At 63.1% G+C, this 25,019-nt stretch carries 15 protein-coding genes, 1 other RNA gene and 1 pseudogene; 8 read left to right on the top strand and 9 right to left on the bottom strand.

From position 1 onward, the window contains the following. Nucleotides 1-117 precede the first annotated feature (117 nt). The 3 genes from rnpB to A0257_19780 all read right to left on the bottom strand — a co-directional run bounded on the left by rnpB (nt 118) and on the right by A0257_19780 (nt 1,793). An RNA gene (gene rnpB / locus A0257_19770) (RNase P RNA component class A) lies at nt 118-602 on the bottom strand. 17 nt (nt 603-619) lie between these two features. Further along, nucleotides 620-970 (bottom strand): cupin, encoded by a 351-nt coding sequence (locus A0257_19775; protein ID AMR29109.1) that lies wholly within the window; start codon nt 968-970, stop codon nt 620-622. 28 nt (nt 971-998) lie between these two features. Further along, nucleotides 999-1,793 carry a hypothetical protein gene (locus A0257_19780; protein ID AMR29110.1) on the bottom strand — a complete coding sequence of 265 codons (795 nt, stop codon included), beginning with the start codon at nt 1,791-1,793 and terminating at the stop codon, nt 999-1,001. A 169-nt stretch (nt 1,794-1,962) separates the two neighbouring features. On the opposite strand from A0257_19780, the gene A0257_19785 reads away from it, so the two are divergent. Continuing rightward, a complete protein-coding gene (locus tag A0257_19785) occupies nt 1,963-2,931 on the top strand; it encodes a hypothetical protein (protein AMR29111.1) in 969 nt (322 codons plus the stop codon). A gap of 983 nt (nt 2,932-3,914) precedes the next feature. On the opposite strand, the gene A0257_19790 is transcribed toward A0257_19785, so the two are convergent. Then, entirely contained in the window at nt 3,915-5,111 is a 1,197-nt protein-coding gene (locus A0257_19790; protein ID AMR29112.1) for a hypothetical protein, read from the bottom strand. A 255-nt stretch (nt 5,112-5,366) separates the two neighbouring features. Between A0257_19790 and A0257_19795 the strand changes: the two genes are divergently transcribed. Together A0257_19795 and A0257_19800 are read left to right on the top strand one after the other, a co-directional pair. Beyond that, entirely contained in the window at nt 5,367-8,288 is a 2,922-nt protein-coding gene (locus A0257_19795; protein AMR29113.1) for a 1,4-alpha-glucan-branching protein, read from the top strand. A gap of 328 nt (nt 8,289-8,616) precedes the next feature. Beyond that, entirely contained in the window at nt 8,617-9,870 is a 1,254-nt protein-coding gene (locus A0257_19800) for a hypothetical protein (GenBank protein ID AMR29114.1), read from the top strand. 855 nt (nt 9,871-10,725) lie between these two features. Here the strand turns inward: A0257_19800 and A0257_19805 are convergent. The 3 genes and pseudogenes from A0257_19805 to A0257_19815 all read right to left on the bottom strand — a co-directional run bounded on the left by A0257_19805 (nt 10,726) and on the right by A0257_19815 (nt 14,451). Continuing rightward, a pseudogene (locus A0257_19805) lies at nt 10,726-11,733 on the bottom strand (hypothetical protein). Nucleotides 11,734-12,037: 304 nt separating this feature from the next. Continuing rightward, the gene (locus A0257_19810; protein ID AMR29115.1) at nt 12,038-12,883 is read right to left on the bottom strand and encodes an N-acetylglucosamine kinase; all 846 of its coding nucleotides are present in this window, start codon (nt 12,881-12,883) and stop codon (nt 12,038-12,040) included. 137 nt (nt 12,884-13,020) lie between these two features. After that, nucleotides 13,021-14,451 (bottom strand): hypothetical protein, encoded by a 1,431-nt coding sequence (locus A0257_19815; protein ID AMR29116.1) that lies wholly within the window; start codon nt 14,449-14,451, stop codon nt 13,021-13,023. 281 nt (nt 14,452-14,732) lie between these two features. On the opposite strand from A0257_19815, the gene A0257_19820 reads away from it, so the two are divergent. Together A0257_19820 and A0257_19825 are read left to right on the top strand one after the other, a co-directional pair. Then, nucleotides 14,733-14,963: a hypothetical protein gene (locus A0257_19820; GenBank protein ID AMR29117.1), complete on the top strand. Its 231-nt coding sequence runs from the start codon at nt 14,733-14,735 to the stop codon at nt 14,961-14,963. 116 nt (nt 14,964-15,079) lie between these two features. After that, nucleotides 15,080-15,817 carry a hypothetical protein gene (locus A0257_19825; GenBank protein AMR29118.1) on the top strand — a complete coding sequence of 246 codons (738 nt, stop codon included), beginning with the start codon at nt 15,080-15,082 and terminating at the stop codon, nt 15,815-15,817. Between the two features lie 11 nt (nt 15,818-15,828). On the opposite strand, the gene A0257_19830 is transcribed toward A0257_19825, so the two are convergent. Continuing rightward, nucleotides 15,829-17,073, bottom strand: coding sequence for a hypothetical protein (locus tag A0257_19830; GenBank protein ID AMR29119.1), 1,245 nt, complete (start codon nt 17,071-17,073; stop codon nt 15,829-15,831). Between the two features lie 132 nt (nt 17,074-17,205). On the opposite strand from A0257_19830, the gene A0257_19835 reads away from it, so the two are divergent. The 3 genes from A0257_19835 to A0257_19845 all read left to right on the top strand — a co-directional run bounded on the left by A0257_19835 (nt 17,206) and on the right by A0257_19845 (nt 20,800). Next, the gene (locus A0257_19835) at nt 17,206-17,820 is read left to right on the top strand and encodes a hypothetical protein (GenBank protein AMR29120.1); all 615 of its coding nucleotides are present in this window, start codon (nt 17,206-17,208) and stop codon (nt 17,818-17,820) included. Nucleotides 17,821-17,882: 62 nt separating this feature from the next. Then, complete coding sequence (locus A0257_19840) at nt 17,883-19,478, top strand: hypothetical protein (GenBank protein ID AMR29121.1); 1,596 nt, start codon at nt 17,883-17,885, stop codon at nt 19,476-19,478. Between the two features lie 119 nt (nt 19,479-19,597). Then, on the top strand, nt 19,598-20,800 hold the full coding sequence (locus A0257_19845) for a hypothetical protein (GenBank protein AMR29122.1): 1,203 nt from the start codon (nt 19,598-19,600) through the stop codon (nt 20,798-20,800). A 195-nt stretch (nt 20,801-20,995) separates the two neighbouring features. Here the strand turns inward: A0257_19845 and A0257_19850 are convergent, their stop codons facing one another. Further along, complete coding sequence (locus A0257_19850; GenBank protein ID AMR29123.1) at nt 20,996-24,667, bottom strand: hypothetical protein; 3,672 nt, start codon at nt 24,665-24,667, stop codon at nt 20,996-20,998. Between the last annotated feature and the right edge of the window lie 352 nt (nt 24,668-25,019).

Here is a 25,019-nt window from a genome sequence, read left to right on the forward strand (position 1 = left end):
GTTAAGAGTTAAAAATTGATAGGAAGCTCAGAGGACGAGCAGCCAGTAAGGCAACTCTTAACTCTCAAGTCTTAACTCAAAAAAAGGCGGCTGCCTCCGAAGAAGCAGCCGCCGAAATTACGCAATGAGCCGATAAGCCGGGTTCTGTCCGGCCCCGCGTTTCCGCCGGGCCGGCCCCACCATTTATCTAGGCCCGTCGTCGCCGACGGGCTCCAGCGACCTACCCGCGAACCCGGACGGGCCGCCCGGTGCCAACTGCCCGAAAGCCGCCGACGTGTTCGCTTATTTGGTCTTGCAACCCCTGAGGTTTACCCAGCCGGCGTGGTCACCCAGCCGCTGGTGCGCTCTTACCGCACCTTTTCACCCTTACCTTTTTTAAGAGTTAAGAGTTAAGAGTTAAGAGTTAAGAATTAACCGAACGTTAACTCTTAACTCTTAACTCTCAACTCTTAACTCAAATAACGGCGGTTATTTTCTGTGGCACTGGCTGTACTGGCCCGATTGGCCAGTCCTACCCGTTAGGTAGCAGGGCGCCCTGCGTGGCCCGGACTTTCCTCCCCGCCCGCATTTGCGTTGGGCGCGGCGGTGGGGTGGCTCACTGCGGGGGCAAAGATAGGGGTTATTTGGTGGGGGGTAGGAAATCTTCGCGCGCGGGGCTGAACGAGTCGAGCAGCGTGCCGGCCTGCCGGGCCACCACGCCGTGCGGCACGTTGGGAGCGGCGTAGAACGAGTCGCCGGCGTACAGGATGCGGGTTTCCTCGCCCACCGTCACGGTAAACTCGCCGCTCTCGATGTACGAAATCTGGCTATGCACATGGTGGTGCAGCGCGCCCACCGCGCCGGCCTCAAACTCTACTTTGACCAGCATAAGGTCATCGTTATAAGCCACTAACGTGCGGCGGACGCCGGGTGTCATCTTCTCCCAGATGAGGTCGGTGGCTGGTCGGAAAGCAAGGGTTGAATGAGTCATGGGAAAGGGAAAGGGGGGTAGGGCCGCGCTATGGCACCCACACCAAATGGTCAGCGTTCAGCGTCTGCTCGCCATTCCAGCGGTAGCCGATGAGCTGGCCGCCGCGGGCCACGCTGTAGTCGAGGCACACGGCGTAGGGCTGCAAAAGCCGGGGCGTGCCACGCAGCCAGTAGTGCCCGAAGAAAACGGGCTTTTCGTCCTGATAGTGCCAGGGGTCCAGATTATTTTTTTCGACGGGCTGGCCGCGCAGCTCGGGCAGGTCTTCGAGGTAATAATCGCGGTAGGTGGCGGTGGCGGGGTTTTGCCACCAGCGCACGCGCATCAGCTCGCGGCGGTGGCCGTCTTTATCAGCGAACGACAGGCCGCCGGGCAGCCGCACCTCGCGGCCCTTGAGCGTCACTTCCACCGCCTCGTACTCGGGGCTACCGCGCCGACTGGCTCGTAGCATAAAGTCGGGCGTGAGGCGCAGGCCAGGCAGCTCGCGGCGCAAATATTCCACGTGGCGCGGCTCCCAGCAGGCGTGCACCGCGCGCAGGCCGGGCAGCTCCAGCAGCAGGGGTAGGGTCTGAAACCAGGCCAGGTAGTCGAGCCACTCGCGGTACAGCTCGGGCGTGCTAAATTCCTGAATAGTAGCCCAATGCTGCTCCATGTGCCAGGGCCGGTGCGGCCGCAGGTAGCCGCCGGCCGGGTCTTTTTGCCAGAAAGCCAGCGCGTTATATTCGTGGTTGCTCAGGATGGCCAGCGCCGCGCCGCCCTCCACCATGCCACGCACCAGCTGCAAAGTTTCGCGGATTTTGGGGCTGCGGTCCACGTAGTCACCCAAAAAAATAACCTGCCTACCCCCGCGTGGCGCGGCACGCCGGCCGCGTCGGGCCGGTAATCCAAGTGGTGCAGCAAGGCCCGCAGCTCGTCAACGTGGCCGTGAATGTCGCCGATTATAGCGGATTCGCAAACAGTTAAGCCACTATCAGTTACTTGTCGTATTAGCGTTTATGAACCCGTACTCGCTTGATTTACGTACCCGGGTGGCGGCGGCCTGCCAGGAGCCGGGGGCCAAAAAAGCCGCCGTTGCCCGGCGCTTCGATGTGAGCCGCTCCTTTGTCAAAAGCCTGGTTCGCCAGCAGCAACAAACCGGCTCACTGGCCCCCAAACCGGCCAGTGGCGGCCGGGCCCGCTACCTCGATGCCGCCGCCCAAGCCTGGCTCGTGGCCTACGTGGCGCAACACCCCGATGCTACGCTGGCCGAGCTAAACCAGGCCTGGCAGGCCAGCGGGGGCCGCCCCGTGGGCCAAACCTGCCTCTGGCAAGTGCTGGACGAACACGAGCTGCGGCGAAAAAAAAGCCCCCACGCGGCTGAACGCGACACCGAGCGCGTACGCCAGGCCCGTCAGGACCATGTCGAACAGGTCTGCACCCGCCCCGATGTTGCCCGGTTCCATTTTCTGGATGAGACGGGCTTGCGGCTGGATTACGCCCGCACCCACGGCCGGGCGGTGGGTGGGCAACGCGTCCGGGGGGCCGTGCCGCTGCGTCGGGGCCGCTCCTACACCCTTATTGGTACGCTGTCCGTGCGCGGGCTTGGAGCCCTGCAATTGCTCCATCAGCCCCTCAACAAGCACAGTTTCGCCCTCTACGTAGGCCGGTGCCTGGCCCCCACCCTGCGCCGGGGCGATGTGCTAGTGCTCGACAACCTGCCCGTGCACCACCTCGCGGGCCTGCGCGAGTGGCTGGCCAAGCGGGGCGTGGACGTGGTCTTTCTGCCCCCGTACTCCCCCGATTTTTCCCCCATCGAGCAGGCCTGGAGCAAGCTCAAAACCAAGCTGCGCACCTGCGCCGCCCGTTCCTACGAGGCCCTAAAAGAAGCCGTACGTGAGGCCATCGACTGGATTAGTAGTCAGGACGCCCAAAACTGGTTTGACCATTGTGGCTACCACACCAAACCTGCCCAAAAAGCGGTTTAAGCGTTTGCGAATTCGCTATAGGTCATAATGCATTGGAAAACTACTATTTAAAATAATTTTTCCTGTAAAGCAGCATTTAATATGGAATTTAATAGCAACATTGTATTAGTTATGAAATTATTAAAACCAAGACTGCCTTCGATTGTACTTAATTCATCTACTTTGCCTATTTCTAAAAGGGTTTGATTCGCATTATGGCCTTTGTGAGCCATTGTAGAATTACGAACAAGATTAAAGTTCTTGGAGTACTTCTTGTCAAGTACCTTACGCTCCTCGACCACTAAGGCTAAATTACTCAGAAGACCTAATCTTGATAATAAGAATGTATCACTTATCAAGTCTCGTAACTTTGAGCCAGTGAGAAATTTACTGTCTTGCAACAGCTCATAGCACAGCATTGCGAGTTGTCGAGCGAAGAGATTCCTGGATTTAGCGCTATACAAGTCTTGTTTTTTTGTTGGCATGATAAAAATAATTTTGAATATATATATATAAATCAGTCTTATAAATTAGCAAAAACAATCCAAGATTACAAAGCTCTGCGAATTTGTTTTTGATATTTATATCGATAGGAACGGACACTCCAATTATATTTTGAATATCGATGATTTGCTTCTGAAGGGCACTTAGTGCTGCTAAATTGCTTTCACCATAAGGTAATTCAATTCCTAAGCGGCGCTTAATACTAGATAATATTTCCATAAACACTAATTATTTACTTTTCAAGTACGCTAGTTAAAGCTATGCCCTTTAGGGCAAGACTTTAGTTGCTACTCACTTTTGCCGGTCTTGTTCAGGCAAGGCTGTTTAATTTTTGATTGTCAGTTAGTTATTGCTATTTGCTCAATGACCGACGCCAGCGTTTAGCCAGCAGAATTTTATTCTAAAGCGACCCACTTTCAGTGGCTTCTTTCAGTCGGCTTTAGCCGAAACCGCCGAATTCCATTCGCTTTCAAACCTATGGACTTACAGTCCATAGTCGTTTAGTTCAGCCTCACCAGCGTGGCCCCATAGCCAAACTTCTCCTTCTGGGCTTCTTCAAAGAACTTGATGTCCTTGTTGCGGCTCAATTGGCGGTGGATTTCCTTGCGCAGCACGCCATTGCCGGTGCCGTGGATGAAGATGATTTCGTGCATATTGGTGGCCAGGGCACGGCTCAGCGCATCCTCAAACGCATCGAGCTGGAGGCGCAGCATGGCCGTGTTGCTGAGGTCGGCGGCGCCTTCGGGGCGCAGGGCTTCGAGGTGCAGGTCGAACTCGTGGGGCGGGGCCACCAGGGCGGCGGTCGGCCGGGGGGGGGTAGGGGCCAGCACGGCCGGCGTGGGCGCGGGCTTGTCGCCGCCCAGCGCCTGCTGGAGCTTGGTGGCCTGCTGGCTATCGAGCACGGGCGGGGGGGTAGCGGCAGTTTCGAGGGCGGCTTCGGCCTGGGCAAGCTTTTCGGGGGTGAGGGCCGGGGCGGGGCGCTCATCGAGCTGAAACAAATACGCCTCCTTGCCAATGACCGGCGCGGGCCGGCGGCTGGTGTAAAACGTGGTAGCCTTGAACGACTGGCGCTTGGTGAGCAGGTCGTAGGCTACGTCGCTGTTCAGCTTAAAATTTAATAGCTGAAACACTACGGCGGGCCACTGCTCGAAGTCCTTGAGGTGCAGGTGGGCGAGCGGGGCGCTGGCGGCCTTGGCCTGGAGCTGGCCGGTGGCCAGGGCGCGGTACTTGCCCGCGCGCTCCTCGCCGTAGGTGAAGACCACCTCGGCTTCGGTGTTATTGAGCAGGTGCAGGGCCAGCAGCTCGGGGGCCTGGTGCACCAGCGCCAGGTAGAGGCCCTTGGCGGCGGGCGGCGGCGGGGTTGGTGCTTGGTGCTTAGTGCCTGATGCTTGGGCTTGGGCGGAGGGGGTAGGGCCGGCTTGGGGCTGGCCGGGGGGGGTAGGGGCGGGGCGCGGGGCTTTGGGCTGGCCGCCCTGGGGCTTGTTCTTTTTGCTGCCGGTGGCGGGGCGGGCAAATTCCGGCGCGGCGCGGCGGAAAGCCTGGCCTTCTTCGGCGGCCACGGGCACGAGCTCGCGCAGCAGCACCGGAATGGTGAAATCGTTGTCGATGGCCACTTCCACGAGCTCGCTGTCGAGCACGCGGGTGATGATTCCTTCTTCGGTGCCCGTGAGCAGGCGTACTCTATCTCCTACGTTCATAATCTACGGCTTTTGGCGAATCGTACAAAGTACGCGTCGCCGCCGGGAAAGGTCGCTGCGGCGGGTGGCGCGGGCACTGGCGGGGCCCTGAGCCGAGGGTAAAACCGGCCCTGGGAGAGCGCAAACGTTTGGGGTGGCTATCCGAAAAAAACGAGGAATTTCACCTAAAATGTGCTCGCAGTGGTGGTATCTTAGCCAAACACTCGCAGAAGCGCGACGCTCGCGCTCGCTTTCGCAGCTTTCCCCACCCATTTTATGAAAAAACCTCGACTCCACGGGCAGTGGCTACTGGCCTTGCTAGTGCTGCTGGGCTGGGCCTCGGCGGCCCAGGCGCAGGTCACGGCCAGCCCGGCCGCCTTCACGGCCGATACGCCCGTGACCCTCACCTACGATGCCACCCAGGGCAACGCGGCCCTCAACAACTTCACGGGCGACGTCTACATCTATACCGGCGTGGTCACGACCGGCCCCACCGACATCGGCTGGACCTACGTCAAGAGCCCCACCTTCGGCCAGGCCGACCCGGCGGCGAAGATGACGCGCAGCCCTACCAACCCCAATCTCTACACCATCACCTTCACGCCCCGCACGTTTTACGGGGTGCCGAGCGGCACGCCCATCTACCGGCTGGGCATGATTTTCAAGGATGCGGCCGGTGCCACGGTGGGCCGCACCACCGCTGGCGGCGACATTTTTGTGAACGTGGCGCAGAACTCCTTCAACCTGCGCTTTGCCAGCCCCAGCGGCGCGGTGCCCTACTACTTCCCGCTGAACACGGCCACCAGCGTGACCGTGGCGACCAACTCGGCGGCTACGATTACGCTGTTTCTCAATGGCGTGCAGGTGGCGCAGCAGGCCAACACGACCAGCCTGACCGCGCCCATTACGCTGACCTCAGCGGCGGCGGGCACGCTCACGGCCACGGCCACCGATGGCACCACTACGGCTACCATTCAGGCGGCGGTGCAGAGCTACCCGGCCGTGACGGTGGCCGCGCTGCCGGCCGGCGCCAACGTCGATGGCATTACCTACCTCAACGGCGGCACGTCGGCCATTCTCACCCTCACGGCCCCGCGCAAGCAGTTCGTGTACGTGGTGGGCGATTTCAACAACTGGCAGCCCACGGCGGCCGGCTTCATGAACCGCACCACCGCCAGCAGCCCCGCTGCGCTCAGCGACCCGGCCTCGGCGGCCGACGCGGCCAGCGCCCGCTGGTGGGTGCAGGTTGACGGCCTCACGCCCGGCACCGAGTATGCCTACCAGTTTTTGGTAGATGGCCAGCTGCGCGTGGCCGACTCGTACTGCGCCAAAATTCTGGACCCCGCCAATGACAAGGCCATTCCGGCCAGCACCTACCCCGGCCTGGTGGCCGCCTACCCCACCGGCAAGGCCACGGGCATCGTGTCGGTGCTGCAGCCCGGCAAAGCTGCCTACCCCTGGACGGCCACCAACTTCCAGCGCCCGACCCGCCCCAACATGGTGGTGTATGAGCTGCTGGTGCGCGACTTCGTGGCCGCCCACAATTACCAGACCCTGCGCGACACGCTCAACTATATTCAGCGCCTCGGGGCCAACGTGATTGAGCTGATGCCGATTAACGAGTTTGATAACAACGATAGCTGGGGCTATAACCCGAGCTTCTACTTCGCGCCCGACAAATACTACGGCACCCAGGACGCGCTGAAAGCCTTCATCGACGAGTGCCACCGCCGCGGCATCGCGGTGGTGCTGGATATGGTGCTCAACCATTCGACCGGCAACAGCCCGATGGTGCAGCTCTACGGCAATATTTCGAGCGGTCCCACGGCCGATAATCCCTGGTTCAATACCGTGGCCCCGCACCCGTACAGCGTTTATAACGACCTCAACCACGAGAGCCCCTACACCCGGCTCTTTACCAAGAACGTCATCAAGTTCTGGCTGCAGGAGTACCACGTCGATGGCTACCGCTTCGACCTGGCCGGCGGCTTTAGCCAGGTGCCCAAAACGACCGACAACTACGGCAACTACGACCAGTCGCGCGTCAACATCTGGGAAGATTATTACAACTACCAGATGAGCGTGGACAATACCTCCTACCCCATCCTGGAGCACTTTCCCAACGGCGTGAGCAGCACCAACCCCACCGACGAGGGCAAGGTGCTGAGCGACTACGGCCTGATGCTCTGGAGCAACCTGAACCCCAACTACACCCAGGCCGCGATGGGCTACAGCTCGGGCTGGGACCTGAGCTACGGCTACTACGGCGGCCAGGGGGGGAGGGGCTGGAGCGCGCCCAACGCCATCGGCTACATGGAAAGCCACGACGAGGAGCGGATGCAGTTTAAAAACACGGCCTATGGCAATGCCAGCGGCAGCTACAACGTGAAGGACCTGGCCACGGGCCTCAAGCGCGATGAGCTGGCGGCGACGCTCTTCTTTACCCAGCCCGGCCCGCGCCTGGTGTGGCAGTTTGGCGAAGTGGGCTATGATTACAGCATCAACACCTGCTCGGACGGCACCACCATTACCACCGACTGCCGCACCGCGGCCAAGCCCATTCGCTGGAACTACTACCAGGATGCCAACCGCCGCCACCTCTACGACACCTACCGCGCCCTCATTGCCCTAAAAAAGCAGCCGGTATTTACCGCGCCCACCGCCTACACCCAAAACCTGGGCGGCGCCGTGAAGACCATCAGCCTCACGAGTACGGACCTGAGCGTGGTGTCGTTTGGCAACTTCGATGTGGTGGCTAACACGGCTACCATCACCTTCCCGGCCACCGGCACCTGGTATAACTACCTCGACGGCACGCAGTTGAGCGTCGCGAACCCTGGCACGGTCCTCACGCTGCAGCCCGGCCAGTACGCCGTGTACACGAGCCGCAAGCTCACGGCCCCCACCGGCTCCACCCTGGCCACCAAGTCGCCGGAAACCGCCGTGTTCCAGCTCAGCGTGGCCCCCAACCCGGCCGCTGGCACCACCACCCTGGCCTACGCGCTGCCCACGGCGGCCACCACCACCATTGTGGTGCAAAACCTGCTGGGCCAGACCATCCGGCAGCTGCCTGCCGCCCGCCAGGCCGCCGGCCCGCAAACCCAGGCGCTGCCGCTGCAAGGCCTGGCCCCCGGCGTGTACCTGGTGCGCCTGCAAGCCGATGGCCAGACCCAGACGGCCCGCCTGCTGGTGCAGTAAATAAGTTGAAAAGAGGGGGGGTAGGAAATACGCGCCACGTTTTCCTACCCCTCCCCTCTGCGTGGTGAGCTGTTAGCTGGTTGAATTTTACCTTTCCTTTTGACTAATAGCTTATTGCAGACAAAAAAGCGTTGATTTGATTTCGCCTGCCTACCTCCTGAACCAGGCCGGGAGGTCGTCTCGGATTCACTTATTCGAAAAAAAACACTCGCAGCGGGAACCCTTTGAAAATAGTGTGAAAATAAGTTGACCTTTTCACTCATTTAACAGAATCTTTTTAATATATTTACCACGTAAAATGATGCTTGCCAAGCAGGTTAGGCGTCGCTTGTATTTCCACTTTATTTCCACTCATTTTTTCACCATCATGAAAAAAATCTTTACCCTTGCCGCAGCCGGTGTTTTAGCGGCTGCTTCTCTGAGCGCCCAGGCGCAAGTAACCGTTGACGGCGTGCTGAACACGGCCGAAATTGGCGGCACCGGCGGCTACGTGCTCATCGGTAAGTTTACGATGGCCCGCGGCTTCGGCAATGCTGGCCTGCTGAGCTTGTACGCGGCCACGACGGCCACTAAGGTTACCTTCTTTTTAGGCGGCACGGTGGAGCCTAACGGCAACACGGACCCCACGAAGAACCCGAACGGCAACGCGTTCCAGCTCTACTTCAAAACGCCGGCGGGCGCGGGAGTGCCGATGGGCACCGCCTTGCCCAAAGGAGCGGTAGGCACTTCTTTTGAAAATATGGGGGCCAAGATGGACATGCCCGTAAACCTGGCGCTGGCCATGCACAGCACGGCGTCGGTGCTGCCCGCCAACTCCACTTACGTATTGGAAGGGATTTCCTATACCAACGCTACTACCGCTACTACTGGCGTTATCGCCACCGGTGTTAAGGGCGACGGCACGGTAAGCACCGTTACCAGCGCGACCATTCCGGCGCTGGTAGGGGCACGGCTGGCCTATAAGAATACTACGAATAGCGGGGTAGACATGAACCCCGGCAACACTACCCCCAACACGGGTGCGAGCTACGGCGCGGCGGGTAGCTACGGCATGGAGGTGGAGATGGACCGCGCGGCTACCGGCCTGGTCGGCACGGCCGTGCTCCAGGTTTTCGCGCTTCAGAACAGTGGGGATGGCGGCTACCTCTCCAGCGATTACATCCCGCAAAATACTGGCCCGCTGCCTGCCGGTGGCACCTTCAGCGCCACCAACGGCAACCTGCAAGGCAATCCTGACTTCGCGCTGGTGCCCGGCACGCAGGCCGCCACCCTCAACCTGTCGGCCACGAGCGTGACCCTGGGCGCGAAGGCCGCCGCCGCCGCCGCCGTGGGCCTGAGCGTCTATCCCAACCCGGTGCAGGGCGCTTCCACCGTTACCTACCAAGTGACGGAGCGCGCTGCCAACGTCAACATCGTCCTCACCGACCTGCTGGGCCGCACGGTGCGCACCGTCGAAAGCGGCCTGAAGCCCGTGGGCACCCAGACTGCCGCCGTGGATGCCTCGGCCCTGGCCGCCGGCACCTACCTCATGCGCGTGCAGGTGGGCGACAACGTTTCGACCAGCAAGGTATCGGTATTGTAAACTGCCTGCTAAGTAGTTAACTAAAAATCCCCGCTGCGCAGGCAGCGGGGATTTTTTGCGTTTGGGCCCAATGAGGGGGGTAGGGATTTTCGGGGCCCTACCCTCTGCTTATAGCTTCACGAGGCGCTGAGTGCTGGTGTAGCCGTCGTGGCTGAGCCGCACCAGGTACACGCCGGCGGGCAGGCCGTTGAGGGTGCCCAGTGGGAGGCGGTGCGGGCCGGCCGGGGCACTGGGCAGCATAGCCAGCGGGCGCACCAGCTGCCCGGTGAGCGAATACAGGGCCACGGCCACCGCCGCCGGCTGGTCGAGCACGTAGCTGATGGTGAGGCTGCCCGTGGTGGGGTTGGGGTAGAGCTGCGGCGCAACCGCGGCCGCGCTGGCGGGGGTAGTGGCCAGGGCGGTGCCGGGCACCAGCTCCACCTCGTCGAGGCTACAATAGTTGCCGGCAGCCGCCACCGAGCGCAGGCCGATTTCGCACTGGCCATTGGCCACCACGATACCCGGTATCTGTATCTGCGTCCAGGTGCCCACGGTGGGCAGCGTCAGGCTCTGCGCGGCGGCCGCGCCGCTGGCCTGGGCGTAGAGCTGGCAGGTGGTCTGGCCGCCGCCGTTCTGCACCCAGGCGCGCAGGGTGTAGGTGCCATTAGGCAGGTTGCTGATAGTCTGGGAAGTAGTGACCTGGTAGGCCGTGGCCTTGTAGTGCGTGAGGCGAAACTGGCTGGCATGTCCGCCCGTTTCGGTGTAGTCAGCGTCGGCGTCGCCGGTGGCCGAAGCGGTGGCCCAGCCCAGCGGGTTCTGGGTAGCGGCCGAATACTCAAAGCCAGGGTTATACACCAGCGGGGGGGTAGGCGGGGGCAAAAAGCCATCCATGCCCACGGTGGCGTGGCCGTCGGTGCCCCAGGCACCCAGTGCGTAGCTCTGCCAGTTATAAGCCTCAGGCTCCCAGTATAATACACCCAGGCCCGCACTGTTGGGCACGGCCTGGGTTTTGGCGATGAGGTCGAAGAGAAACTCGCGCGTGGCGATGGGCAGGTAGGCGGGCATGCCGGCTTCCACCACCATCACCTGCTTGCCGGCGTAGCGGCTCACCAGGTCATTCATGTTGGCCTGCGTTTGGGCGGTGTAGGTGGGCCAGGTAGCCGCGTCGGGGTAGAGGGAAAGGCCCATCACGTCCCAGCGCGCGCCGGCCGCCTGCAAGCCGTCGAAAATGTAGCGAAATGTGCCGTTGCTGTAGCCGTTGGCGATGTGCATCACAACCTTGGTAGTTGGGCTCACCGCCTTAACGGCCGCGTAGCCCTGGTCCACGAATGCCGCGAAGTTGCCGAAGCCATTGACCGTGATGCGTCCTTCGGGCCACAGCATGCCGTCGTTGGTTTCGTTGCCCACCTGCACCCACTCGGGCGTGATGCCGTTGTTTTTGAGGGTAGTAAGTACCGCCGTCGTGTGGTCATACACGGCCTGCTTGAGCTGGTCCACGGTGTAGCTCTGCCAGGCGGCGGGCTTGGTCTGCTTGCCGGGGTCGGCAAAGCCATCGCTGTAGTGAAAGTCGATGAGCAGCCGGTAGCCCAGGGCCTGCGCGCGCTGGGCCTTGGCCAGCACGTTGGCGGGGCCGCAGTAGCCGCCGGGCGGGTTCACCCACACCCGTAGCCGAATGGCATTCAGCCCATAGTCACTCTTGAGCAGCCCAAACAGGTCCTGCTGCGCCCCGGCTTTGTTATAAAATTTGTAGTTGTTGGCCTCCATTTCCGTCACCCAGCTAATGTCGGCGCCCTTGGCGAAGGCCGTAGGGGTTTGGGCCGCCGCCGGCCGCCAAAAGGTACTAAGCGACAGTAGAACAATGAGTAAGCGAGTAGAAGTAGCCATCGGGAAGGGAGGGGTAGGGCCGCGCCACGGCGCGTTGCTACAAAAAAAAGGCAAGGGGCTGCGTAACAGCAGTAAATTAATCCAGCGCCACCAGCTCTGCTTACGCCCGCGGCGGCTCGGTGAGGCCGGTCGAGCGCCACGGGCAGCACCGAGCCGCGCCGACCCGGCCGGGCTATCCAAGAGGGGGTAGGAAAACCGGGGCCGGATGCCGGGCGCTCCCCGGCGCGGAATAACACGCAAAAAAGCCCGTCAGGCTGAGCCACGCTCAGCCTGACGGGCCGCTTATCACAAAAAAACCGGGGCCCTACCCCTCGTGAAAGCTCACCAGGTCGTCGATGGGCGAACGCACAATCTTGCCCACCTGCATGCCGTGGCCGTTGGCCACCTGCGTGAGCGCGTCGCGGAAATTATACGCTACCGACCCGATGCAATTAAAGCTCAGGTCCCGATAGCCAGGGTAGTGCACGACAATGTTTTGGAAGAATGCCTCGAACGCCTCCACCACAATCTGGCGGCAGTAGCTCACGTTGTTGTGGTCGTAGGCAAACTTGGCGAAGCTGGCCAGGAAGCGGTTGGGCAGCGGCTGGTTATAGAGCCGGTCGATGATATCGTTGCGGTTGCCGAGCTGATATTCCTGTTTCAGGGCTTCCTGCAAGCCGTCGGGCAGCAGGTTGCGCAGGTAGTCGCGCAGCAGGCGCTTGCCCAGAAACGAGCCGCTGCCCTCATCACCCAGAAAATAGCCCAGCGAATCCACGTTGTGCGTAATTTTCTCGCCATCATAGATGCACGAGTTGGTGCCCGTGCCCAGAATGGCCGCGAAGCCCGGCGCGTGGCCCAGCAAGGCGCGGGCAGCGGCCAGCAGGTCTTCGGTCACCTCCACCTTGTTGGCACCGGTAAAAACCTGGCGCATGGCGGCGGCAATCACCTCGGCCTTGGCCGGGCTCGACACGCCCGCGCCGTAGAAGTAGATTTCGCGGGCCTCGGCGCGGGGCAGCGTATCGGGCAGGTTTTTTTCGAGCGAAGCCACGATGAAGGCCGTGTCCACAAAGTCAGGATTGTAGCCTTCCGTGTTGAAATACACGCGCTGGCCCGTATCAAAAAGCTGGCACCAATTGGTTTTGGTCGAGCCACCGTCGGCAATGAGAATCATGGGCAATGAGGTAATGGGTAGTAGGTAATGGGTAATTCGTTCGTAAAGAAAGGGCCGGTTAATCGTTCTTGCTTCCAAGCGTGAGAAGCAGGCAGCTGCTTGTCTTTATAAGCAGCGCTGGCATTACCCATTGCCCCTTACTTAGTGCTAATTGCCGAAGGCAGCAGGTCAATCCAGCCGTCTTCGCTCACCACGATGGCCAGGCAGGGGTAAGGCGAGGAGCTGACGTAGCGCACGGCCGAATTGTAGCGCGCCCCGCGGCTGCTGTCGCCCTTTTCGGTGGCCTGCCCGTCCAAAATCACCCCAATGGCGTGGCACACCCCATCGGGCTCGATGAGCACCGCGCCGTCGATGCTGCTGGCCTGGCGCAGCACCGGGGCCGTCATGGGCCGGGGCACCACCCGGAAGCACTGGCGGCGCAGGCGCTCGGCCTCGGGCTTGGCCCCGGCCGTGATGCAGAGCATGGTGCCGTGGCTTTGGTTGGAGGCCTCCAGGGCTAGCTCCCAGAGGTAGTCCACGCCCGCATCGTCCACGGCCGGAAACACCTGCCGAATGGCGCGGGCAAAGTTGTCGGCCTGCACCTTGCCCTGGGGCAGGCGCGGCGTGTTGCTCACCACCCGCATGAGGGTGTGGCCAGCGTGGCGCAGCTCCCAGCCATAGTGGTTGGTGAAGTGCACCGTGGCCAGCGGTTCGTAGCGGGCATCGGTTTCGGCCACGGCGTGGCCCAGGCCAAACACGTGCGTTGCGTCCGACACCAGGCCCGTCGGGCCCTCCGTCAGCTCCAGCAGCTTGCGAATGGAGCGGTGGTCGCGCAGGGTCACGGGCGTTTCCAGGGTCAGGACCGGCACGATGGCCGCGTGCTGACGCCGCCCAATGAGCATGGTGCCGCGGCCCTCGTCGCCCTCGTGGCGCAGGGCGGCCACGCCCAGGCAGGCATCATACAGGCCGTGGGCATTGGCCGGCGAAATGCGCAGCATGAGGCGGCGGCCCGCCCCGCGCAGCACCTCGTTGTAGTCGCGGTCCAGCACCGGCTGCTCGTTGTCGGCGGTGTCGGCCTCGCGCAGGGCGCGGGTGCATTCGTGCAAAAACTCCAGCACCGCCGCGTGGGGCAGCGAGCTGGGCCGGTTGGGCCCCGGCTTGCCGGGTAGGGTGTAGTAAGAGTCATAAGTGTCGGCCGCCAGCTGCACCACCACCACCACCAGGTAACCATTGAGGCTGAGGGGGGTAGAGCAGAAGCAGCGCCGCTTTTCGCCGCGGCCTTCCACCAGCTCCCGCAGGGTTTGGTCGGTGGCGCGGCACACCAGCTCGTACCAGTGCTGCTTCTCCAGGCGGTCGTGGTCCTGCGGGTGCAGGTGATACACGCTGTCGCGCGGGCTCAGGTCGGCCGCCTCAAAAGAGCCGGCCAGCGTTTTGATGCCCCCAAAATCGGCCGGGCCGTAGCGCAGGCTGGTAGGCTCCACCACCACGCTCTCGGGGTCGTCTTCCTCGCGGCCCGACGCCAGGCCCAACAAAAAAACCTCGGGCCGCAGGTTGCGGTCGAGCAAATTAAAAATTCCTTCGGCAAACAACTGTGCCGAAACGCGAAACAAGCTTTGGTGTTCCCACATAGGGGTAGTCGGGGTGGGGGGCGATGGGGCGATGGCCGCCAGGGCCGGAAGGGCCGCCCGCGCAGGCGAAGCGGCACTGGCTTTTTGCGCATACGTAAAGTTTCGACAAATAGTAATGAGTGAGGCGTAAAGCCGCTCGTTTTTACGTAGCCAAGTCGTATCTTCGGGCAACCGCCCGGCCCAGCTCACCAGCGCCTCACTTTCTACCCGCCCATCCTATGCCTCTCGTTGACATACTTCTGATGGTGTTGGCGGGAATCTCGTTCATCCCCATCGTAACCGGCTACTGCGCCGCCTCGCGCGGGCGCTCGTTCTGGGTGTGGTTTGCCCTGGGCTGGCTCTTGCCCATCGTGTCGTTTCTGCTGCTCTTCGCCCTCATCGCCCGCGACGAGCTGGACCCCGGCCGCCGGCTGCTGCGCGAGGCCCGCCAGATTTTGAAAGAAGCGGAGGACAAGAAAGTGGAGCGTTTGTAAACAGGAATGGCTTATGCAGGCAACTATCTGATTGCAAAGGGTTGACATAAATAAGCTAAGCAGCATTACGCTGGCCGGCTTGAGCAAGTGGCCGGTTTGGGTAAGTATCCCTGTGCATGAGTAAGCAATACCTGGCCCAGGCCCGCCTGTTGCGGCAGCGCATTCCCATCGGGCTGCTAGAAGCATTGCAAATGCTGGCCGCTGTGGATGGCGACCTTAATCGAGCCGAGCAGCAGGCGCAAACGGCTTATAGCCAGCAAATTCAGGAAAAAACCGGAATAATTGCCGCCGTCGCGCTCGAAAAGCTTCACCGGCTGCACTACGATAGTGGCCGCGTGCTGGACGAAGTAGCGCGGGAGCAACACCGGGAAACGGAGCTCGTATTGCAGCGCTATGCGACCCGCAAAGCCGAGGCCCTGCCCCGCCTTTACGCAGCTATTGCCCATGCTACCCTCCTTGAGCGCGAGCAAGGCTGGCTGCTCCTGGGGCACTTCAGTGCTACCCTAAGCCCGCCGCAATACTGCGTAGTGGTATTGAGCGAATGGATTGAATACGCAGACTATGAAGGGTTTGATTATGCGCTATGCTTCTGGCCCGATGAGGTGGCCGGCGTAATAACCCAGCAGTTGAGGCTGCCCGAAGTGGCCAGCTACCTCTGGGTGGCCCGCCACCGCCAGGAGCATTTTTGGGCGTCCGTCAAAACCAATGACCAGCAGCAAGCTTTCCGGGCGGCATCCCTGCTGGCCAGGGACCCGGCGTTTCGGGCCGCCGAGCAGGGTTTTGACCAAAGTCGCCAATTGCTGCTCGAAACCCTCTATGACTACGTGCAAGAACGTGTGACAGAGTTTCCGTAGCTGCTATCGGGTCAGCTTTGGCTGGTCAAGTACCCACCCACGCCCGCCGCCACCCACGCGCCCATGCTGAAGCAGCCTTGCAGCAGGTAGCCGCCGGTGGGCGCTTCCCAATCCAGCATTTCGCCCGCCACGAAGGTGCCGGGGCGGCGGCGCAGCATCAGGTGCTCATCCACCTCCGAAAACGGCACCCCGCCCGCGCTCGAAATAGCCTCGGCCAGTGGCCGCAGGCCCGCCACCGGGATGGGCAGCGCCGTGAGGGCTTCCGCCAAATCCGGGGGGGTAGGGCCGGCCAGCTCGCGCAGCAGCGTGGGCACCGGGTTTTTGAGCCGGAGGGCTTCGGCCAGGAAGTGGGGTAGGGAGGTGCCGGGCCGCCGCCGCGCCAGCCGCGCCCGCAGCTCGGCGAGCGGCAGGTCGGGCTTCAGGTTCAGGTGCAGCAGGGGGGTAGGGCCGCCCGCCGCCAGCGCCGCCCGCAGGTGCGGCGTGAGGGCGTACACGGGCGTGCCCTCCAAGCCGTAGTCGGTCAGCAAAATTTCGCCCCACACGGTATGGCCGCCGCAGCTCAGGGCAATGTTTTTGAGCGGCGCGCGGCCCACTTTCTCCCGAAAAAAGGCTGACCACCCCACCTCGGCCCCGCAGTTGGCGGGCTGCCAGGGCCGGCACGGCACGCCTATTTCGTGTAAAAACTGGGTCCAATGCCCATCGGAGCCGGTTTGGGGCCAGCTCGCGCCGCCCAGCGCCAGCACCGTGGCCGCGGGCTCCAGGGTGAATTCCCGGCCGGTTTTTTCATCCAGAAACCGCAGGCCCGCTGCGCCCGCGAAACCCAGCCAGCGGTGGCGCACGTGGATTTCTACCCTCAGCCCGGCCAACCGGTGCAGCCAGGCGCGCAGCAGGTCGGCGGGCTTGTGCTGGCTTTCGGGAAACACGCGCCCGCTGCTGCCCACGAAGGTGCTGATGCCCAAATCGGCGGCCCAAGCGCGCAAATCAGCGGGTGAGAAATGCGCTAGTAGCTTCGCAAAAAAAGCCGCCGCCGCGCCGTAATGCACCGCAAAGGTCCCTACCCCCTCGCCATTGGTCAGGTTGAAGCCGCCGTGGCCGGCCACCAGAAACTTGCGCCCCACGGTGGCTTTCTGCTCAAAAACATGCACCCGGTGCCCGGCTTCGGCCAGGCGCTGGGCAGCCAGCAGTCCCGCCGGCCCGCCGCCGATGACGGCCACCAGCGGCGCGGAAATAGCTAACGGAACGAGAGGCTGGGGCATGTGCGGGAAACAAAATTAGGAAGCTGCTCAGGAAGTCGTGGGATGAACACGACGCTACAAGCGGCGCAAACCGGAAACGAAACTTTTTGCGCGGCTATTCAGTATTTAACCAAACGGTTAACTCTTCCCGCTATGCCCGACACGCCCAAGCTTTCGACCGAGCAGCTAATCCTGGAAGCCGCGCAAGCCGTGTTTCTGGAAAAGGGCCTGGCCGGGGCGCGGATGCAGGAAATCGCCGACCGCGCAGGCATCAACAAGGCGCTGCTGCACTACTATTTCCGCAGCAAGGAGAAGCTCTCCGAAACGGTGGTGCACCAGACGCTGGGGCTGCTGGTGCCGCGCCTGTGGCTGGTGCTGGAAGCCGAGGAGGAGCTATTCGAGAAAATTCGTCGGTTGGCGCACGAGTACGTGGAGTTTTTGCAGGAGCACCCGCTGCTGCCGTTGTTTATCGTGAACGAGCTGAACCGCAACCCGCGTTTTTTTGCCGGTTTAGTAGCGGGCGATGAGCCGGGCGGGCGGCTGGCCAGCTTCCGGCGGCAGGTGGAAGCTGCGGAGGCGCAGGGGCACATCCGGCCCGTCGGCACGACGCAGCTGCTGCTTAATATCGTGTCGATGCTGATATTTCCGTTTCTGGGCCGCCCGCTGTTTCAGGCGGTACTGGGGCTGTCGGCGGCCGAGATGCAGGCGGAGCTGGCCAAGCGGCAGCACGCGGTGGCCGAGTTTGTCATTCAGGCAATTACGCCCTGATATTTTTTTAATTCTTCCTTAACCAAATGGTTAACTTTTTTTCATCTTCCCCCTTTTCACCCATGAGCAAGCTACCTGATGCCCCGGTCGCGCTGGTGCCCGAAACCAACCCCATTCTGATTATAGGAGCCGGCCCCACCGGCCTCACCGCCGCGCTGGAACTGTCGCGGCTGGGCGTGCCAGTGCGCCTTATTGAGCAGCGCACGGAGCCGGCCACTACTTCGCGGGCGCTGGCCGTGCAAGCCCGCACGCTGGAGCTGCTGGCCCCGCGCGGCGTGGCCGCCCCCATGCTGGCGCTGGGCAATCGGGCCTGGGCCACCACTATTTACGACTCGGAAAAGCAGCTGGCGCAGGTGAATTTGCGTGATATTCCGAGCCGCTACAACTTTATTTTGCTGCTGGCGCAGTCCGAAACCGAGCGCCTCTTGCGCGAGCAGGTGGCGCGGCAGGGCGTGGCCGTGGAATGGGGCACCGAGCTTGTGGCGTTGGCCCAGACCGAAGCCGGCGTGCGGGCCGTGCTGCGCGGGCCGGGCGGGCAGCTGGAGGAGCTGGCCGCCGCCTACCTCATCAGCGCCGAGGGGGCGCACAGCCTGGTGCGCCACACGCTGGGGCTGGCCTTTCCGGGCACCTCCCTACCCCAGCATTACGCCCTGGCCGACCTGCACCTGGACAGCGACTTGCCCAATGATGAGCTGTCCATTTTTCTGGCGGAACACGGGCTACTGGCGGTTTTTCCGATGAGCAACCAGCGGTTTCGCCTCATTGCCACCGACCCCAACCCGGCCGGCGTGGCTCCGCCCACGCTGCCCGAATTACAGCGCCTCTACGATGCCGGGGCCTGCCGCCCGGCCCGCCTGCGCGATTTGGTGTGGAGTTCGCGCTTCTACATCAACAGCCGCATGGTAGAGCAACTGCGGGTGGGCCGGGTGCTGCTGGGCGGCGATGCGGCCCACCTGCACTCGCCGGCCGGCGGGCAGGGTATGAATACCGGCATTCAGGACATGCTAAATCTGGGCTGGAAGTTGGCCCTGGTCTGGCGCGGCCAGGCCCCGGCCACGCTGCTGGACACCTACGCGCAAGACCGGCTGCCCGTTATTCGGGGGGTAGTGAACACCACCGAGAAAGCCACTGATGCCCTCAACTCGACCAACCCGCTGGTGCATACGCTGCTCACCCACGCCTTGCCGCTGCTGCTCAGCTCCGACTTCGTGCAGCACAAAGGGGCGGCCGTGCTGAGCCAGGTGGCGGCCGACTACCGCGCCAGCGACTTATCCCAAACGCCCCACGCGGGCGGCCAGCTGCGCGGCGGCGACCGCCTTCCCGACCCCGACGTGCAGCCCGCCGCGGCCCCCGGTCCCGTGCCGCTCTCCTCGCTGCTCGACCCCTCGCGCCTCACGCTGCTGTGCGTCGGCCCCGAGCCGCTACCCGCCGCCTGGTTGGAACAGCTGCGACCCTGGCAGCCCCTGCTGGGCGTGCAAATTATCGCCGCCGCCGCCGGGGCTGCGGGGCCATTTACCGACGCTTTTGGCAGCGGCCCGGCGCTGGTGCTGGTGCGCCCCGATGCCTACGCCGCCGTGGTGGCGCGCCCCGATGCCAACGGCCGCGCCGCCGTGCTGGCGTGGCTGCAACGCTGGCTGCCGCGCCCGGCCGGCGCGTAGCCGCCCCCAAGCCGCCCACCCCGGTCCCGCGCAAAAGGGTGGGGTAGGGCCTGGGGCGGGCAGCACAAATACCGGCTGCCCGCCAACGCGGCCCGGTTTGGCCCGTACGTGTACGCCGCATGAGTTCCTATAGCATCCTGATTGGCCTGAGCCTGGCCGTAATTCTGTCCTACCTCTTCAACCTGGCCTCGCGGGCCACGCGGGTGCCGTCGGTGCTGCTGCTGCTGCTCACCGGCATCGGCCTGCGCCAATGGGCCGAATACCAGGGGGTGGACTTCCATATTCCCAAGACGCTGCTAGAAATATTCGGCATTATCGGCTTGATAATGATAGTGTTGGAGGGCGCGCTCGACCTGCGCCTGAGCCGCGACAAGGTGGCGCTCATCCGCAGCTCGTTCTTCGCGGCGGCGCTCATGCTGGTGGCGCAGGCCGCCGCCATCGGCGGGCTGCTGCACCTGTGGCTGGGGGCCAGCTGGCAAACCTGCCTGCTCAACGCCGTGCCGCTGGTGGTCATCAGCAGCGCCATCGCCATTCCGAGCGTGGCCAACCTCACGGGCGAGAAGCAGGAATTTATCGTGTATGAAAGCACGTTTTCCGATATCCTGGGCATTATGCTCTTCAATTTCGTGGACCAGGAGGACTTCTACCAGAGTCAGGGCCTGCTCACCTTTGGGCGGGGGGTAGTGCTGATTATCGTGGTGGCCATTGTGAGCACCGTGCTACTCAGCTTCCTGCTGGGCCGCCTGCGCGAGCACGTCAAGTTTTTCCTGCTGTTCGCGTTTCTGATTCTGATTTACAGCTTGGCCAAACAGCTGCACCTCTCGTCGTTGCTGCTGGTGCTGGCCTTTGGCCTGGCCGTGAACAATGCCGACCTGCTGCTGGGCTGGCTGCGCCTGCGCACCGGCTGGCGCGGCTTCACGGCCGAAGACTTGGCCCCCGACCTACATCAGCTCAAAAGCATCACGGCCGAGTCGGCCTTTCTCATCCGCACGTTCTTCTTCCTGCTCTTCGGCTATTCCATCACCCTGGCCAGCCTCATGAGCTGGCAGCTGCTGGGCCAGGGCCTGCTGATAGTGGGCGTGCTCACGGCCATTCGCTACGGCTACCTGCGCTTCATCGCCAAAACGGACCTCATGCCCGAGCTGTTCATCGCCCCCAAAGGCCTCATCACCGTGCTGCTTTTCTACAGCATTCCGGCCCAGCATCTGCTGGGCGACGTGAGCGAGAATATCCTGTTCGTGGTCATTCTCCTCACCAGTATTTTGATGATGATAGGCCTGATTGTCAGCCACCAGCGCCAAACCGAAGCCATCGAGTTCTGAGCAGGGGGTAGGGAATTGGCTGTGCGAGCTATGCACCTCCTTTAGTAGTTAGGGCTTACGCAAAAGACGTTTGTCATTGCGAGCAACGCGAAGCAATCGCACCAGAGCGACACCCACGCCAGTTCTGCATCCATCGTTCTGGTACGATTGTCGCGCTTCGCTCGCAATGACAAACGATTTGCGTAAGTCCTGTACTCAATAAACCACCGTGAGCGAGCCGCTGTAAGATTTGCCGCTGCTCAGGGTAATGACGTAGTAGTAGGTGCCAACTGGCACGGGCTGCCCGCCGGTAGTGCCATTCCACTCGCCGCCGCGCTGGTAGCCCGAGGCATCAAAAATTTTGCCTCCCCAGCGGTTATACACCAGCACGTGATTGGTCGAGTAAGCGCCGATGTTTTCAATCTGCCAGGTGTCATCGCGGCCGTCGCCGTTGGGGCTGAACGCGTTGGGAATGCGCAGGCGCGGCAGCACCGTCACCGTCACCGAGCTTTGGTCGGTGCAGTCGCCGACCTTGGCCGAGAGCGTGTAGGTCGTCGTGACCGTGGGGGCGGCCACGGGCCGCAGCGGGTTGCCAGCCCCGATAGTCAGGGTCTGGGCCGGCGTCCATTCCACCGGGTAGTTGCCGTTGGCCTGGCCTTCGAGCACCACCTGGTCGCCATCGGTAATAGTCTTGTCCGGCCCGGCCTTCACCGCCACGGGCGGGGTCACGCGCACGCGCACCCCGTTGGAAACCACCGTAACCGGCCCGCAAACCGTGAGCGCGCGCAAGGCTAGCGTCACGGTTTGCCCGTCGCGCAACGTGGTGCTGCTGAACGTCGGGCCCTGGGCACCGGCCACGGCCACGCCATCCACCTGCCATTGGTACTGCGGGCTGCTCCCCTGGTTGGTGGCCTGGTCGAGGTTGAAAGCCACCGCCGCGCCCACGCACACCGGCAGGGTAGTGGGCGTGCTGATGGTTGCGGTGGGAAGCGCTACCGGGGTCAGGCTCACTACCACCGTGGCCCCGGCCGGGCCGTTGGTGCAGCTGCCAGCCGTGGCGGTCAGCTCCACCCGCACCTGGTCGCCGTTGCCCAGCGTAGTGCTGGTGTAGGTGGGGCTAGTGGCTACCAGCGCGTTGTTGACAAACCAGCGGTAGGTAGGGGCCGCCCCGGCGTTGGTGGGCACCGGGCTGAACGTGAGCACCGTGCCGGCGCACTGGGTAGGCGGAGTGTCCAGGGCTACCCCCACCGTCAGCACTGGTTGCAGCCGCACCGCCACCGCGCTGGTCACGGCCGGGTCGCACCCGCCCGAGGCCACCCGCCGGTAATACGTGATGCCCGTCGCCGGGCCGGGCGCGTAGCTGGGGCTGGTAGCACCCCCGATGGCCGTCCAGGTCGCATTGTCGGGCGAGGACTCCCACTGGTACGTATAGGTGCCGTTGCCCCCGCTCGCGCCCGCCGTGCTGGTGAGCACGCCCGGCGCGGTGCCCGGACACACGGCCTGGTCGGCCCCAATGCTACCCGCCTGCACGGCCGGGTTCACGGTAACGGCCACCGTGGCGGTGGCGGAGCAGCCAGTGGGGCTGGTCGTGGTCAGGGTGTACGTCTGGGTAAGAGGCGCGCCGGTGGCATTGGGTAGCGAAACGGTAGGGTTGGCCACGCTGGCGCTGCTCAGGCCCGTGGCCGGGCTCCAGCTATAGGCAAGGCCGGCGGCCGGGACCGCGCCCAGCTGGGCCGAGCCGCCCGCGCACAGCGTGGCCGCCGCCCCGGCCAGGGCCGTTGGCAACGGGTTTACCGTGACGGCCACCGTGGCGGTGGCGGAGCAGCCGGTGGGGCTGGTCGTGGTCAGGGTGTACGTCTGGGTAAGAGGCGCGCCGGTGGCATTGGGTAGCGAAACGGTAGGGTTGGCCACGCTGGCGCTGCTCAGGCCCGTGGCCGGGCTCCAGCTATAGGCAAGGCCGGCGACCGGGACCGCGCCCAGCTGGGCCGAGCCGCCCGCGCACAGCGTGGCCGCCGCTCCGGCCAGGGCCGTTGGCAATGGCTTCACCGTAATCGTAGCCTGGAAGGTGCTGCTGCAGCCGGCCGCGTTGGGCACGTCCGCGAAGGTGTAGGTCGTCGTCTGGCTCGGGCTCAGCACAAAGGGGCCGGCCCCGGCCAGGGGGGTAGGGCCACCCGTCACGGTGTAGGGAGCCGTGCCGCTCGTCACCGTTAGCGTAGTGCTGGTGCCCTGGCAGATGGTGAGGTTGCCCGCCACTACCAGCGGCGGCACGGGCGCTACCAACACGGGCAGCGCGACCGAGTCAGTGGGGCAGCCATACTGGGTCAGGCCGCGGGCTACGAGCGTGCCGGTGCCGGCCGCCGTCCACTTCACCTGCACCGAATTGCCGGTGTTGCCCCCCACAAAAGTGCCCCCTACCACGCGCCAGCTGATTTTGGGCGCGGCGCCCCCGCTGGCTGAGTAGCTGTAGGGCGTGTTGAGGCTGCATACCTGGGAGTTGCCGCTGATGGCCTGGGGCCCGGCGGGCCGGGTCACGGTAATGTGCAGCACGTCGGCCACTGTTTTGCCGGCGCAGCCGATGTCTTTCACCGTCAGGGCCACGTCGTAGGGGGTAGCGCGGGCATCGCCGCAGCTCGCCACGAACACCAGCGTGCCCGTGATGGTGCCGTTGGTGCCTTTCACCATTGCCACGCCCGTGGGGTTGCCCGGTGCCACGGTGCCAGGGTCGCCGTCGAGCGCGGCGTTGTAGCCGCCGGGGCCATCGAGCAGCACGCTGTTCAGCGCCATCGTCAGGGGGTGCCCGTCGGCCTGGGTGGCCGTTATCGGAATGGTCAGCGTGCTGCCCGCTTCCATCGTGTAGCTGCGCGGCGTCACGGCAGGGGGCGGCAACACCGGAATTTTGGTCGGCGGGCACAACGCCACTACCAGCTGCAGGTCGCGCCGGGTAGTGCCAATGAGCACTTCCTGGCCGTTGAGCGTGCGGTACTCCTTCACGTCCACGGCCACCACATATTTGCGGCCCACTACGGTCGCGCCATACTTGGCCAGGCCCGTCGAAGGATTGAGCAGGGCAAAATTGCCCGCGCTCGTGCCAAACGGCGTGGCGGGCGCGTAGCCGGCCCCGGTGTTATACTGCGCCAGCAACGGCGGCGGGGTGAAGCTGGTAGTAGGCAGCACCGCCGTCATGGCGTAGGGCTGCCCAAAGGAGTACACCAGCCGGTCGCCATCGGCGTCCACGGCATTGTTGAGCAGGTAGGTGGTGTCGTTGGCGCACACGATGGCCACGGCCTCATCCGAAAACACGGGCGAGTGGTTGGGTAGCTGGGGGGGAGCCAGGGCGGTATAGAGCGTCAGCGCCTGGGTGCCGGGGTCGTAGAGGTTGGTGATGTCAACATTGCGGGCCCCGTCCGTAAACAGGGCGTAGTAGCCGGTAGTCGTCAGGGGCAGGTTCACTATCCCCACGAATTTCTGGAGCTGGTAGGGCTGCGACACGCCCGATATCGTGCAGCCAGGCGGAATAGTGGGCGAAATGCAGGCCGAGAGTGACGTTTGCGGAATGCTCATCATCCCCGTCTGGTTCGTAAACGTCGTCGTGTAGAGGTAGTTAGTGGTCGTCAGCGCCAGGCGTTTCCCGGTGCCCTGTTCATATATACCTACGCTGGCCGAAGGGCGCGGCGCGGTAATGCCAGGGCTGCCGCAGTTGTTGTAAATCATCACGGTCAGCTCGTAGCGCAGGGGAGCCCCCACCGGGCCATTGGCGTCGAGGTAGCGGTAGGTCATCTCGCCGCCCAGCAGGTGCGTTGCCCAGGCCGGGCCCGCTACCCCCAGCAGCAACCCCAGCAACACCAGGCCCGGCAGTAGCCCCAGGCGGCTCAGTAAATTTGAAAACATAGCAGAAAAAAGAAGGAGCAGTGATGGCAGGACCCTGGCCCCGGCAGCTACCCGCCCGGCAGGAGGCCGCGCGCCGGGGTTGCCCGGCTACCAGCCATCGCCGGGCCGGGGTGGACTATCGCGTGGAAATACAGGAAAGTGAAATGGCCCGGCCGCGGCGGCGACCAACGAGGCCCACGGCCAAGGGTCGGAATTTTTGGCCAAAATAGCTAAATACTGATTTATTAACGTGCCACGGTTAAAAAACGTTGTGCTCCAAAGATACTTACGCCCACCTGGCTTTCACCAAACTCTCATCGGGTAAAAGTCTATAAAAAAATGGCCTGGTGTAAATCTATTCCGCGCCGCCGTC

The organism is Hymenobacter psoromatis (genome assembly GCA_001596155.1).
Taxonomy (GTDB): domain Bacteria; phylum Bacteroidota; class Bacteroidia; order Cytophagales; family Hymenobacteraceae; genus Hymenobacter.

Coding starts and splice junctions, on each gene's coding strand:
- A0257_19775 (AMR29109.1), bottom strand. CDS start 970: ATGACTCATTCAACCCTTGCTTTCCGACCAGCCACCGACCTCATCTGG.
- A0257_19785 (AMR29111.1), top strand. CDS start 1,963: ATGAACCCGTACTCGCTTGATTTACGTACCCGGGTGGCGGCGGCCTGC.
- A0257_19790 (AMR29112.1), bottom strand. CDS start 5,111: ATGAACGTAGGAGATAGAGTACGCCTGCTCACGGGCACCGAAGAAGGA.
- A0257_19795 (AMR29113.1), top strand. CDS start 5,367: ATGAAAAAACCTCGACTCCACGGGCAGTGGCTACTGGCCTTGCTAGTG.
- A0257_19810 (AMR29115.1), bottom strand. CDS start 12,883: ATGATTCTCATTGCCGACGGTGGCTCGACCAAAACCAATTGGTGCCAG.
- A0257_19820 (AMR29117.1), top strand. CDS start 14,733: ATGGTGTTGGCGGGAATCTCGTTCATCCCCATCGTAACCGGCTACTGC.
- A0257_19825 (AMR29118.1), top strand. CDS start 15,080: ATGAGTAAGCAATACCTGGCCCAGGCCCGCCTGTTGCGGCAGCGCATT.
- A0257_19830 (AMR29119.1), bottom strand. CDS start 17,073: ATGCCCCAGCCTCTCGTTCCGTTAGCTATTTCCGCGCCGCTGGTGGCC.
- A0257_19835 (AMR29120.1), top strand. CDS start 17,206: ATGCCCGACACGCCCAAGCTTTCGACCGAGCAGCTAATCCTGGAAGCC.
- A0257_19840 (AMR29121.1), top strand. CDS start 17,883: ATGAGCAAGCTACCTGATGCCCCGGTCGCGCTGGTGCCCGAAACCAAC.
- A0257_19845 (AMR29122.1), top strand. CDS start 19,598: ATGAGTTCCTATAGCATCCTGATTGGCCTGAGCCTGGCCGTAATTCTG.
- A0257_19850 (AMR29123.1), bottom strand. CDS start 24,667: ATGTTTTCAAATTTACTGAGCCGCCTGGGGCTACTGCCGGGCCTGGTG.